Consider the following 13,151-nt stretch of genomic DNA (forward strand, 5'->3'; position numbering starts at 1 on the left):
CCTTGCCAAAGGAGATTTCCCATGAACGCGCTCTTGTCCAATTGGACCACCCCCTTTGGCCTGCCCCCGTTTGCCGAAATCAAGGACAGCGATTTCGCGCCAGCCTTCGATGCGGCACTCGCCGAAGCGCGGGCCAATATCGCGGCCATTGCCGGGTCGCCTGAACCGCCGACCTATGCCAATACTATCGCGGCAATGGAAGTTGCCGAAGCCCTGCTCGACCGGGTTTCGGGGGTTTTCTACAACCTTGCGGGCGCGGATTCGAATGACGCGCGTGAGGCGCTGATGCGTGATCTGGCCCCGAAGATGAGCGCCTTTGCCAGTGAGGTGACTAACAACAAGGCCTTGTTTTCGCGCATTGAAACCCTGTGGCAAGGGCGAGACTCGCTGGATCTGGATGTCGAACAAATGCGCGTCCTGACGCTGTATCGCCGCATGTTTGTCCGCTCGGGCGCGCTGTTGGAAGGCCAAGAGGCAGATCGTCTAACCGAGGTGAAATCTCGCCTTGCCGTCCTTGGCACCCAGTTTGGCCAGAACCTTCTGGCGGATGAGCGTGACTGGTTCATGGACCTGTCCGAAACCGATCTGGAAGGTTTGCCGGATTTCGTCATCGGCTCTGCCCGCGCCGCCGGAAAAGAACGCGACCGCCCCGGCCCGGTGGTCACCCTGAACCGCTCGCTGATTGTCCCCTTCCTGCAATTCTCGCCTCGCCGCGACCTGCGCCAAAAAGCCTATGAGGCATGGGTTGCCCGCGGCGCCAACGGCAATGACCACGACAACCGCGCCATCGCGGCCGAGATACTTGCGCTGCGGGAAGAACGGGCCAAGCTATTGGGTTATAACAGCTTTGCCGATTTCAAGCTGGAACCGGAAATGGCCAAAACCCCACAGGCTGTGCGCGATCTCCTTATGGCCGTCTGGGCCCCGGCAAAGGCCAAGGCCCTGGAAGATGCGGCCATTCTGGAAGGAATGCTGAAAGCGGACGGTCTGACCGCCCCGCTCGAACCCTGGGACTGGCGCTATTATTCCGAAAAGCGGCGCAAGGCAGAACATGACCTCGATGAGGCTGGGCTGAAGCCCTATCTCGCCTTGGATGCCATGCTGGGGGCGATGTTCGATTGTGCCTCACGCCTTTTCGGGCTGGAATTCGCCGAAATCGACGGCCCCTTCTATCACCCCGATGTGCGTGGCTGGAACGTCACCCGCGCTGGCCAGCATATTGCCGTTTTCCTTGGCGACTATCATGCCCGCTCGTCCAAACGGTCGGGCGCGTGGTGTTCAGCTATGCGGTCACAGCGCAAATTGGGCGGCGATGTGCGACCCATCGTTGTGAACGTCTGCAACTTTGCCAAAGGTGAGCCCACCCTTCTTTCTTATGACGACGCGCGAACCCTGTTCCACGAATTCGGCCATGCATTGCACCAGATGCTGTCAGATGTGACGCATGGCTTCATCTCGGGCACCTCTGTCGCCCGTGATTTCGTGGAATTGCCAAGCCAGCTTTACGAACACTGGCTGGAAGTTCCGCAAGTTCTGGAAGCCCATGCAAAGCACTGGCAGACGGGTGAACCAATGCCCACCGACATGCTGGAACGGCTGTTGGCTGCTGGCACCTATGATCAGGGGTTTGCCACCGTGGAATTCGTCGCAAGTGCCATGGTCGATCTGGAGTTTCATGTGGGCAAAGCCCCCGCTGACCCGATGCAAAAGCAGGCCGAAGTGCTGGAAGCGCTTGGCATGCCGCGCGCCATTCGCATGCGCCACGCCACGCCGCATTTCGCCCATGTCTTCTCGGGCGACGGCTATTCCTCGGGCTATTATTCCTACATGTGGTCGGAAGTCATGGATGCCGATGCCTTTGCGGCCTTTGAAGAAACCGGCAACCCCTTTGACCCCGAAACCGCATCGCGCTTGGAAAAGTACATCCTGTCTGCAGGCGGATCGGAAGAAGCAGAAGAGCTTTACCTGAAATTCCGGGGCAAGATGCCGGGGGTCGAGGCGCTGCTCAAAGGGCGCGGACTTTTGGACACGGCCTAGGCAAAACAAAACGGGCCCAAGCGGGCCCGTTTTCATCTGGCAGTGCCGTTACGACCAATCGCCCGAGAAGTTTTTCGGGATCAATAGGTTGTGGCGACCAAGGTCTTTCACATCGCGCTCACCACACAGGGCCATGGTGGTATCAAGTTCCTTGCGGATGACCTCCAGCGCCTTTGTGACGCCAGCCTCGCCCATAGCGCCCAGACCGTAAATGTAGCTGCGACCGATCATGGTGCCCTTGGCCCCCATCGCAAGCGCCTTCAGCACGTCTTGACCCGACCGAATGCCGGAATCCATCCAGACTTCAACCTTGTCACCAACTGCGTCAACGATACGCGGCAACATCCGGATGGACGACAACGCACCGTCCAACTGACGTCCGCCGTGGTTCGAAACGATAATGGCGTCGGCGCCAAACTCGGCGGCCTTGCGGGCATCATCCTCGTCCAGAATGCCCTTCAGAATGAACTTGCCTCCCCACTGGTCGCGGATACGGGCAATCTTGGCCCAATCAAGCTGTGGGTCAAATTGATCCGAAATCCAGCTCATCAGGCTGGAGGTATCCCCCACCCCTTTGACATGCCCGACGATATTGCCAAATTGACGGCGCTTGGTTCCCAGCATCTCAAGGCCCCAACCCCACTTCGTAGCCAGATCTAAAAGAACCGGCAGGGTCAGCTTTGGCGGCGCAGAAAGCCCATTCTTCAGATCCTTGTGCCGCTGGCCAAGAATTTGCAGATCAAGCGTCAGAACCAATGCGCTGCACTTCGCATCTTTTGCACGCTGGATGATCCGATCCACGAAATCTTCGTCCTGCATCACATAAAGCTGAAACCAGAATGGCGCCGGGGAATTCGCGGCCACATCCTCGATCGAACAGATGGACATGGTGGAAAGGGTAAAGGGGACGCCAAATTTCGCTGCGGCACGGGCGGCCTTGATCTCACCATCGGCGGCCTGCATCCCGGTCAGGCCCACCGGGGCCAAAGCGACGGGCATCGACACAGGAAACCCCGCCATCGTGCTGGCAGTCGAGCGGCCCGACATATCGACCGCCACCTTTTGGCGCAGACGCAGATCCGCGAAATCCGAGGTGTTTTCACGGAAGGTCTGCTCGGTATAGCTGCCCGATTCCGCGTAATCGTAGAACATCTTCGGCGTGCGCCGACGATGCAGACGCTTCAGATCGTCGATACAGGTGATTACTGGCATGGGTCCCTCGCGATTTCCGCTATTTTGGTAAGTGTTTGTTACCAATTTCGCGCATTAATGGCAATTCAAACCCGCAGTTTGCGCGGACATGTCACATCTGTTGGCACGACTATGGCTTGCGTCAAGCGGATGGTGTAGGAGCAAGGTCCGAAAACGAAAGGAAGTTCGATGGCAGCCAAGGTCTTTATCGACGGTGAAGTGGGCACGACCGGATTGCAGATCCGGGATCGTCTGATCAAGCGCGACGACATTCGCCTGATCCAGATCGCGCCTGACCGCCGCAAAGACCCCGAGGCCCGCCGCGAAGCCTATTCCGAGGCCGATGTCGCCATTCTTTGCCTGCCGGATGAGGCTGCAAAGGAATCGGCTGCGCTTGCCGCTGATTTGCCGGTGCGGATCATCGACGCGTCAACCGCGCATCGGGTCAACCCCGATTGGGCCTTTGGTTTCCCAGAGCTTTCCGCTAACCAGCGGGCACGGATCGTGGCCGCGAAACTGGTGTCGAACCCCGGCTGCTGGTCCACCTGCGCGATTGGTCTTCTTGCTCCCTTGGTCAAGGCCGGCCTGATCGCCAAGGATGCGGGCCTGACGATCAACGGTGTTTCCGGCTATTCTGGTGGCGGCAAAGCGCTGATCGCCGAGTTCGAGGCCGGGACGGCTGGCAGCCAGTTCGTTTATGGCCTGGATCACAAACACAAGCATCTGCCGGAAATCGTGACCCATGTCGGTCTGACGCGGAAACCGATCTTCATCCCTTCGGTCGGCAAATACGAACAGGGCATGATCGTCCAGATCCCGCTGCACCTGAGCGCAGGCCAAACCGCCGCTCAGTTCCAAGACGCACTGGCCGCCCATTATGCGGACGCACAATTCGTCCGCGTCGTTGATCCATCGGTGCCCGGCGCCCGCGCCAATCCCGAACGGCTGAATGGCACGAATTACATGGACCTGTCGGTTCATGCCTCTGCCGATGGTGAGAGACTGGTTCTGATGGCCTGCCTTGATAACCTTGGCAAAGGTGCGTCGGGCGCAGCGGTGCAGAACCTGAACCTGATGTTGGGCATGGATGAGGGTGCAGGTCTCTGACCACCCCTTGCCAGAAACGACAAAGGCCCGCCAAAACAGCGGGCCTTTTTCATTGATCAAGACCTATTTCAGGCGCGATGCGCGCCCTCGGCCAAGCCGCGCACAAAGGCCAGAATATCTGCGACGGACCGCTTTTGCTCGATCATCTTCACGATTGCCGATCCCACCACGCAGCCATCGGCCACACCTGCAATCGCCTTTGCGGTTTCCGGCGTCCGGATGCCAAAGCCCACGATCACCGGCAGATCGGTCGAGGCCTTGATGCGCGAAACTTCCGGCGCAACATCGGCGGCTTGCGCGGCAGCGGCCCCGGTGATCCCGGTGATCGAGACGTAATAGACGAAGCCAGAGGTGTTTTGCAGAACCTTGGGCAGGCGCTTGTCATCGGTCGTGGGCGTGGCCAGTCGAATGAAATTCAGCCCCGCCTCTTTGGCCGGCAGACACAGCTCACTGTCTTCCTCGGGCGGCAGGTCAACGACGATCAAACCGTCAATCCCCGCTTCTTTCGCGTCAGCCAGAAAGCGATCAACGCCGCGCGAATAGATCGGGTTGTAATAGCCCATCATCACGATCGGCGTGGTCTTATCTTCCTTGCGGAAGTCGCGCACCATCTGCAGCGTGCCTTCCAGCGTTTGCCCGGCTTCCAGCGCACGTTGACCGGCCAACTGGATGGTCGGGCCATCGGCCATAGGGTCGGTAAAGGGCATCCCCAACTCGATCACGTCGACACCCGCCCCAGGCAGACCCTTCATCACTTCCAGCGACGTGGCCTTATCCGGGTCTCCCGCCATGATATAGGCGACAAAGCCCTTTTTCCCCTCGGCCTTCAGGCGTGCAAAGGTGTCATCGATTCTGGTCATGGCTGGCCCGTCCCTTTTGTCTCGCACAGCGGTTTGCACGGGTAAGGGCGGAAAATCAATGGCCCACACAACATGGGCCGTCTACCTTCACGGTCGAAAGGCGCGATGCGTGCAGCAAAGAGGCCTGTCTCTGTCCATCACGCATCGCCGGTTCTTTTGGGTCAAGGCTACTTCTGAATCGACTCCAGAAAGAGCGCCAAGGACAGAATGCGGCCATGCACCTCAATGACCGATCCATAATCCTCACCTTGGGTCGCAGAGCTTTGGGTGTAAATCGCGCCAAAGACGGGCATTACACCGCCATGCCCCCGAACCCCCGTTCTGCCATCTATGATGTGGATGACTGACAGCATCGGAAACTTGCCGTCATTATGCGCCGAAAGTTGGGTCAGATCAGGTGTCTCGACGCTGAGGATTTTCGAGATCTCTCCCCCTCCATCACCATTGGCCCCGTGACAGCCTGCACAAGACTGCTCAAACAACATGCGCCCTGCCTCAACATTCTGGGCCTGCGCGGGAAGGCAAAAAAACAGCAGAGGCAACACTGAGAACCGAGCAAACATATTCATTCCAGTCACTCCTTTAGCTGTAGTTTCTGTCCAGCAAGGCAGTCGTTGCCTACCTTGCATTCACCAGCCTGCATGTGTTCTTCTGTGGCGTCGTTGACTTGAATCAACTGATCAGGCTGGCCACGGGCGCTTCAAACTTGCGCTTCGAAGACCGATGTGCCTATGAGGGGGCAAATTCAGACTGGAGGAAGCCATGGGCTTCAAGATGGGTATTGTCGGCTTGCCGAACGTGGGCAAATCGACCCTTTTCAACGCGCTGACGCGCACGGCGGCTGCACAGGCCGCAAACTTCCCTTTCTGCACCATTGAACCCAATGTGGGCGAAGTGGCCGTGCCGGACGCCCGTCTGGACAAGCTGGCCGCCATTGCCGGATCAAAGCAGATTATCCCGACGCGGATGACCTTTGTTGATATCGCGGGCCTTGTGCGCGGCGCGTCCAAAGGCGAAGGCCTTGGCAACCAGTTCCTTGCCAATATCCGCGAATGCGACGCCATTGCCCATGTGCTGCGTTGTTTTGAAGATGGCGACATCACCCATGTCGAAGGCCGGATCGACCCCGTGGCCGATGCCGAAACCATCGAAACCGAATTGATGCTGGCGGACCTTGAATCCATCGAACGCCGCCGCGCCAACCTTGCCCGCAAGCTGAAGGGCAATGACAAAGAGGCCGCGGAACAAGACCGTCTGCTGGCTGTCGCGCAAAAGGTGCTGGAAGAGGGCCGGCCCGCCCGCACCGTGCAGGTCTCGGCAGATGACCAGAAAGCGTGGCGGATGCTGCAACTTCTGACCTCAAAGCCCGTCCTTTACGTCTGCAACGTCGAAGAGGCCTGCGCCGCCAATGGCAACAGCCAATCGGCCCGCGTGGCCGAAATGGCCGCCAAGCAGGGCGCGGGTTCGGTTGTGATCAGCGCCAAGATCGAAGAAGAAATAAGCCAGTTGGCCGAAGACGAAGCCGAGATGTTCCTTGGCGAAATGGGTCTGGAAGAAGCCGGTCTCGACCGTCTGATCCGCGCAGGTTACGAACTGCTGGGCTTGCAAACCTATTTCACCGTCGGCCCGAAAGAGGCCCGCGCCTGGACCATCACCAAAGGCACGCTCGCCCCGCAGGCCGCAGGCGTGATCCATGGCGATTTCGAAAAGGGCTTCATCCGGGCCGAAACCGTTGCCTATGAAGATTACATCGCTGGCAAGGGCGAGGCCGGGGCCAAGGAAGCAGGCAAGTTCCGCGTCGAAGGCAAGACCTATGAAGTCAAAGACGGCGACGTTCTGCACTTCCTCTTCAATGGCTAAGTGCCAACCCAACAGCGAATGACAAAGGGCGGCTCAAGGCCGCCCTTTTCTTTTCTGACCTCTTTGGCTCAGGCCGCGCGGCGCAGCAAGGGTCGCGCCCAATCCAGCAGCACGGCAGTATCGGCGGCCAATGGAACGGCCTGATCGCCACAGAATTCCTTGAACGCCCCGACATTCAGCCCATTGGTGCCAACGATCACCGGAATGTCGCGTGAAATCGCCTCGGCAATCACTTCGCGGAACCCGCGCCCATCGGCCTCATGCTTGCCGAATTTGTTGATCACCAACAACTCCGCCCCATCCAGACGTGCCATCGTTGCGGCCACCGCTTCCTCCAGCGCCCCCGCATCCAGTCGGCAACCCCGCGAATTCGGCCCCAGATCCTGCGAGATGCGGATCACATCGCCATCGGGCAGCACGCGCACATCCATGTCGCAAACATGGGTACGGGGACGCGGCGTGTCATGCTGGGTCGTTCCAACCACCCGCACGCCTTCGTCCAAAAGCTGCATCGCCAGCCCCGACAAAGCCCGGTTCACGGCCCCGTTCTCCGCAGCGATCACATAAGCGAATTTCATCGGCACGCCTTTCCTTGGCTTTGGGGCGCCGGGGCGCCCCATTCCGTTAGTTGTTGCTCAGGAATTTCTCGACTTCAACCTTGGCCGCAGCAACATCGCTTTTCGGCGGCTCGATCACGCCACGGGCTTCCAGATCGGCGACCACATCCTTGTAGGCCTCCAGATAGTTCGGCGGCAGGTTGTGGGCGATGCCCTGATGGCAGTCGATGCAGGTCATGCCATCGTCCAGTGCTTTCTGATGACTCTCGGCCGCGCGGTTTTCCTGAAAGGTAAAGTCCATGAATTCAAAAGCATGGCAATTCCGACATTCCTTTGAATCGGTCTTTTTCATCCGCGCCCATTCATTCGAGGCCAGATCGATACGCTTTTCCTGAAACTTCTCCTCGGTCCAGATCGACTGCGTGATGAAGTGGCCATAAAGCTCTTTCGTCGCCTGCACCTTGCGGATCAGTTTCGGCCCCCAATCCTTTGGCACATGGCAATCCGGGCAGGTTGCCCGCACGCCCGACCGATTGTTCTGGTGGATCGTGCCCTGATATTCGGCATAGACGTTGTCCCGCATCTCGTGACAGCCAATGCAGAATTCTTCGCGGTTCGTCATTTCCAGCGCCCAGTGGAACCCACCCCAAAAGATGATCCCGGCAAAAAAGCCGATCACCAAAAGGAAGCCCAAGGAAAATACCCCCGACGGAGAGGCGACAAAGCGCCAGATCCTGCGGATCAGGCCCGGACGCGGGGAAGAGGTCGGTTGATCAGACATGGTCGTTCACCCTTCGCTTCGCGGTCAGTTCGACGGCTGGAACAGGTTGTCCACCAAAGCCGGAGCATCGGCCTGCGGCACATGGCACTGGTTGCAGAACCAACGGGTGCCTGCGACCTGATCCAACTGGTTGCCTTCCCTGTCCATGTAATGGGTCATCGACAGCGTTGGCGCACCGCGCTCGCCCGCCTTTGACCAGTCATGGCAGCCAAGGCATTGGTTTGCCGCAAGGTCGATCTGGTATTGGTCAATCGAATGCGGGATCAGCGGCGGTTGCTGGCGGTAGTTCCGTTTGAACCGCTTTTCATCCTGATGATAGACGCCATCGACCGGAACATATTCGTCCACATCGCCACCACGCAACGAGTCGACCGGGGCCGAACCCGTGGTCTGCGCCATGGCAACCAAGCCAAGGCCCGTCAGCCCCGTGGCGATGATCACGCTGAAAAGAAAGGTGTTTTTCATCAGGGTTTCTCCATTTCCCGCTTAGGCCGCCGTGCTGGCCTTGGGCGAATCTGAGGACATGTCCGACTTGCGCCCGGGACTGGGGCGCCGATCGAAACGGTGTGTGAAGGTAAAGACATCGACCGAGCAGACATCGACGCAGCGGCCGCAATTGGTGCAGTCAGAGGACAAGATCAGTGGCGTTTCGTCCGTGGCCCCCCGCAGGGCGGGCGCGATCACCTGCATTTCCGGGCAAACGGCAAAACAATCCATGCAGTCGTCACAGGCCGAACGGTTCAGGGCCGAAACCCGCAACAGCGCGCCCTTGCCCAACAGCCCGTAAAAGGCACCGACAGGGCAAAGATACCCACACCAGCCGCGCCGCGACAAAAGCAGATCAAAAAGGAAAACCCCGATCACAAAGGCCCAGGCGAAACCCACGCCAAAGATCAGGGCGCGATGGGCCATCGAGACCGGGTTGACGAATTCCCACGCAATCGTGCCCGTCAGGGCAGAAACACCGAAAACCATCGCCATGACGAACAGACGGGTCTGACGCTTTGGCTGCCAGCCCTTTTGCAAACCCAGCCGATCGTGCAGCCAGCTTGCCGCATCAGTGACAGGGTTGATCGGGCACACCCACGAACAATAAACCCGCCCGCCAATCACCGCATAGGCCAGCCCCACTATCACCGCCCCGATCAGCGCGGTAATCTCTGGCCAATGCCCGGCGGCAATGGATTGCAGCGTGATAAAGGGGTCGGTCAGCGGCAGAACATCCAGTGTCAGCGAACCGGAAAGGTTGCCCTTGACCCACCACAGGCCTAACCACGGCCCCAACAGGAACAGGCCTAGAAAGCCCGCCTGCGACAGCCGCCGCAGGATCAGGTAACGGTGCGCACCAAGCCAACCCTTTTGCGCGATGGCCTCTTGTCCAACGGGAAGACGGGTCTTGAGGCTCATGGTGCCGCCCCCGCCGATGGAAGCTGAAAGCTCGGCACGAACTCGCCCTCATAGCCGCCGGGCGTGGCCAGATTGTCCGTCCCCGGTCCGGGCAGACGGTCGGGCAGGTCGATCAACTCATCGATAATCCCTTCGCGCTCTTCCCAGCCCTTTTTGTAATGGTCTGCGCCCGAGGCACGGGCCAGCCGGACCGGCAGCACCTTTATCGCGGCTTCATCCGGCAGAACGCAGGATTTCTCGCATTTGCCGCAGCCCGTGCAATAGTCGGAATGCACGGTCGGCATAAAGATCGCATGATGGCCGGAACGTTCGTTATGCGACTGCTCCAGCGTGATGGCCTTGTCGATCACCGGGCAGACCCGATAACAGACATCGCAACGCAGACCCAAAGCGTTCAGGCAGTTTTCCTGATCGATCAGAACCGCCACGCCCATCCGGGCATCGTCGATCGAGGTCAAGGATTTATCCAAAGCCCCGGTCGGGCAGGCAACGACGCAAGGAATATCGTCACACATTTCGCAAGGCACGTCGCGGGCCGTAAAGAACGGAGTGCCCGTCGCGGCCCCATCTACCCCCAGTTCGGCCAAGGACAGCGTGTCATAGGGGCAGTCGCGCACGCACAATCCGCAACGAATGCAGGCGGCCAGAAAATCACCCTCGGCCAGTGCCCCCGGCGGGCGCAGCGCCGTGGCGGGCAGCGCCCGCGCATCGGTGGCGATCCAGCCAAGCCCCATGCCCGCCACAGCGCAGCCCGCGGCCCCGCGCGCCGCATCCCGAAGGAAGCGGCGGCGGTCCATCGCCTTGGGTTGCGTTTGTGGGGCGGACATGGGTTCAGTCTCTCTCTTTCAACCGATCAGGCGCGCTCGATCTTGCAGGCGCATTTCTTGAAGTCGGTTTCCTTCGAGATCGGGCAGGTCGCGTCCAGTGTCAGCTGGTTGACCAACTGGCCCTCGTCGAACCATGGGAAGAACACCAGACCGCGCGGCATCTTGTTGCGGCCCCGGGTTTCCACCCGGCTGTGAACCTCGCCCCGGCGGGTTGACACCACGATCTCTTGGCCGCGACGCAGACCACGATCCTTGGCGTCATCCGGGTGCATAAAGACCACCGCTGACGGGAAGGCGCGGTGCAGTTCCGGCACACGGCGCGTCATCGACCCTGAATGCCAGTGCTCCAGCACCCGGCCCGTCACCAGCCACAGGTCGTAATCTGCATCCGGCGCTTCGGCGGCAGGCTCAAACGGGGCAAAGATGATATTCGCCTTGCCATCCTTCTTGCCGTAGAACTTCACGCCCTCCCCGGTCTTCACATAGGGGTCATAGCCTTCGCGGAAGCGGTATAGCGTTTCCTTGCCATCGACGACCGGCCAGCGCAGACCGCGCGCCTTGTGATAGGTTTCGAACTCGGCAAGGTCATGGCCGTGGCCCCGGCCAAAGCTGGCATATTCCTCAAACAGGCCTTTCTGGACGTAAAAGCCAAAGTACTGGCTTTCGTCGTTGTCAAAGCCCTCTGCGGTCTCGCTCAGCGGGAACCTGTCGACCTGCCCATTGCCGTAAAGCACCTCGAACAGGGACTTGCCTTTGTAGTCGGGGTTGGCCTCCAAGATCTCGGCGGGCCAGACCTCATCGGTGGTAAAGCGCTTGGAAAATTCCATCAATTGCCACAGGTCGGACTTGGCCTCGCCCGGCGCCTTCACCTGCTGACGCCAGAACTGGGTCCGGCGTTCGGCATTGCCGTAAGCCCCTTCCTTTTCCACCCACATTGCCGTCGGCAAGATCAGGTCAGCCGAGGTGGCGGTGACGGTCGGATAGGGGTCGGACACAACGATAAAGTTTTCCGGGTTGCGATAACCGGGATAACCTTCCTCGTTCATGTTCGGCGCAGCCTGCATGTTGTTGTTGCACTGCACCCAATAGGCGTTGATCTTGCCATCCTTCAGCAGGCGGTTCTGCAACACCGCATGGGCACCGATTTCGCCGTTCAACAAACCGGCAGGCAGTTTCCACTGCTTTTCCGAAAAGGCCCGGTGTTCTTCGTTATTCACCACCAGATCAGCCGGCAGACGGTGGGCAAAGGTGCCCACCTCACGCGCCGTTCCACAGGCTGAAGGCTGACCGGTCAGCGAGAAGGGAGAGTTGCCGGGTTCCGAGATCTTACCCACCAGCAAATGCACATTGTACATCAGCGAATTGACCCAGGAACCGCGGGTGTGCTGGTTGAACCCCATCGTCCACAGCGACATCACCTTGCGGTTCGGATCGGCATATTGCTGGGCCAGACGCTCCAGCTTTGCCGCAGGCACCCCGGACAGTTCCGACACTTTTTCCAAAGTGTATTCCGACACATAGGCCTTGTATTCGTCAAAGGTGATGGGATCGAGCTTGCCCGTCGTCTTGGGGTCGACCCCTTCTTCCAGCTTATGCGTCGGGCGCAGACCATAGCCGATATTCGTCTGGGCCTTGGTGAAGTTGACGTTCTTGTTGACGAAGTCCCAGTTCACCGCATCGTTCTGAATGATGTAATTCGCGATGTAATTCAGGATCGCAAGGTCGGTCTGCGGCACGAACACCATGCCATTATCCGCCAGTTCAAAGCTGCGATGCCCATAGGTTGACAGCACATGCACTTCGCAACCCGGCTTTGTCAGACGCGTATCGGTCAGACGCGACCACAGGATCGGGTGCATCTCGGCCATGTTCGATCCCCAGAGCACAAAAGTATCTGCGTGCTCGAAATCGTCATAGCAGCCCATCGGCTCGTCGATGCCAAAGGTGCGGATAAAGGCCGCCACGGCAGAGGCCATGCAGTGCCGCGCATTCGGGTCGATATTGTTGGACCGGAACCCCGCCTTCATCAGCTTGGCGGCCGCATAGCCCTCCCAGACCGTCCACTGGCCAGAGCCGAACATGCCGATCCCGGTCGGGCCTTTTTCGGCCAAGGCCTTCTTGAACTTCTCGGCCATGATATCAAAGGCCTCATCCCATGAGACCGGAGTAAAATCGCCATTCTTGTCATAGACGCCGTTCGACTTGCGCAGCAGGGGCGTGGTCAGGCGGTCCTTGCCGTACATGATCTTCGACAGGAAATACCCCTTGATGCAGTTCAGACCCCGGTTCACCGAGGCTTCCGGGTCACCTTGGGTCGCCACCACGCGGCCATCCTTGGTGCCGACCAGCACAGAACAGCCCGTGCCGCAGAACCGACAGGCCGCCTTGTCCCAACGAATATCGGGCGTGCCAACCTGCGCGGTCGCCGCTGTAGGAAGGGTGATCCCCGCAGCCGATGCCGTGACAGCGGCAGCCGTGGCTTTCAACAGGGAACGACGAGATGTCTCGATGGTCATTTATGCCT

Annotated in this window: 12 protein-coding genes; 3 read left to right on the plus strand and 9 right to left on the minus strand. The window is 59.4% G+C overall.

Annotated elements, in window-relative coordinates; genetic code table 11:
• Positions 1–21: 21 nt before the first annotated feature.
• Positions 22–2,037, plus strand: a complete 2,016-nt coding sequence (locus tag ACSBLW_RS10085) for a M3 family metallopeptidase (RefSeq protein WP_435256502.1) — start codon at positions 22–24, stop codon at positions 2,035–2,037.
• A gap of 48 nt (positions 2,038–2,085) precedes the next feature.
• Here the strand turns inward: ACSBLW_RS10085 and ACSBLW_RS10090 are convergent, their stop codons facing one another.
• Positions 2,086–3,249: an alpha-hydroxy acid oxidase gene (locus ACSBLW_RS10090; protein WP_435256503.1), complete on the minus strand. Its 1,164-nt coding sequence runs from the start codon at positions 3,247–3,249 to the stop codon at positions 2,086–2,088.
• A 168-nt stretch (positions 3,250–3,417) separates the two neighbouring features.
• Here ACSBLW_RS10090 and argC point away from each other — a divergent pair, with 168 nt between their 5' ends.
• Positions 3,418–4,335 carry an N-acetyl-gamma-glutamyl-phosphate reductase gene (gene argC / locus ACSBLW_RS10095; RefSeq protein WP_435256504.1) on the plus strand — a complete coding sequence of 306 codons (918 nt, stop codon included), beginning with the start codon at positions 3,418–3,420 and terminating at the stop codon, positions 4,333–4,335.
• 68 nt (positions 4,336–4,403) lie between these two features.
• On the opposite strand, the gene trpA is transcribed toward argC, so the two are convergent.
• Together trpA and ACSBLW_RS10105 are read right to left on the minus strand one after the other, a co-directional pair.
• Positions 4,404–5,195 carry a tryptophan synthase subunit alpha gene (trpA, locus tag ACSBLW_RS10100; RefSeq protein ID WP_435256505.1) on the minus strand — a complete coding sequence of 264 codons (792 nt, stop codon included), beginning with the start codon at positions 5,193–5,195 and terminating at the stop codon, positions 4,404–4,406.
• A gap of 167 nt (positions 5,196–5,362) precedes the next feature.
• Positions 5,363–5,764, minus strand: coding sequence for a c-type cytochrome (locus ACSBLW_RS10105; protein WP_435256506.1), 402 nt, complete (start codon positions 5,762–5,764; stop codon positions 5,363–5,365).
• A 193-nt stretch (positions 5,765–5,957) separates the two neighbouring features.
• Here ACSBLW_RS10105 and ychF point away from each other — a divergent pair, with 193 nt between their 5' ends.
• Entirely contained in the window at positions 5,958–7,055 is a 1,098-nt protein-coding gene (gene ychF, locus ACSBLW_RS10110) for a redox-regulated ATPase YchF (RefSeq protein WP_435256507.1), read from the plus strand.
• Between the two features lie 68 nt (positions 7,056–7,123).
• Here ychF and ACSBLW_RS10115 read toward each other — a convergent pair whose 3' ends face one another.
• From ACSBLW_RS10115 to napA, 6 genes are read right to left on the minus strand one after another with little or no spacing between them, the layout of a single operon-like run.
• A complete protein-coding gene (locus tag ACSBLW_RS10115; RefSeq protein ID WP_435256508.1) occupies positions 7,124–7,633 on the minus strand; it encodes a DUF2478 domain-containing protein in 510 nt (169 codons plus the stop codon).
• A gap of 46 nt (positions 7,634–7,679) precedes the next feature.
• Positions 7,680–8,393, minus strand: a complete 714-nt coding sequence (locus ACSBLW_RS10120; RefSeq protein WP_435256509.1) for a NapC/NirT family cytochrome c — start codon at positions 8,391–8,393, stop codon at positions 7,680–7,682.
• 24 nt (positions 8,394–8,417) lie between these two features.
• Positions 8,418–8,858: a nitrate reductase cytochrome c-type subunit gene (locus tag ACSBLW_RS10125; RefSeq protein ID WP_435256510.1), complete on the minus strand. Its 441-nt coding sequence runs from the start codon at positions 8,856–8,858 to the stop codon at positions 8,418–8,420.
• A 21-nt stretch (positions 8,859–8,879) separates the two neighbouring features.
• Positions 8,880–9,800: a quinol dehydrogenase ferredoxin subunit NapH gene (gene napH / locus ACSBLW_RS10130; RefSeq protein ID WP_435256511.1), complete on the minus strand. Its 921-nt coding sequence runs from the start codon at positions 9,798–9,800 to the stop codon at positions 8,880–8,882.
• A complete protein-coding gene (gene napG, locus ACSBLW_RS10135; protein ID WP_435256512.1) occupies positions 9,797–10,627 on the minus strand; it encodes a ferredoxin-type protein NapG in 831 nt (276 codons plus the stop codon). Before napG ends, napH begins: the two co-directional genes overlap by 4 nt.
• 26 nt (positions 10,628–10,653) lie before the next feature.
• Positions 10,654–13,143: a nitrate reductase catalytic subunit NapA gene (gene napA / locus ACSBLW_RS10140; protein ID WP_435256513.1), complete on the minus strand. Its 2,490-nt coding sequence runs from the start codon at positions 13,141–13,143 to the stop codon at positions 10,654–10,656.
• Between the last annotated feature and the right edge of the window lie 8 nt (positions 13,144–13,151).

The sequence above is a fragment of the Thioclava sp. FR2 genome, from assembly GCF_051200875.1.
Classification (GTDB): Bacteria; Pseudomonadota; Alphaproteobacteria; order Rhodobacterales; family Rhodobacteraceae; genus Pseudotabrizicola.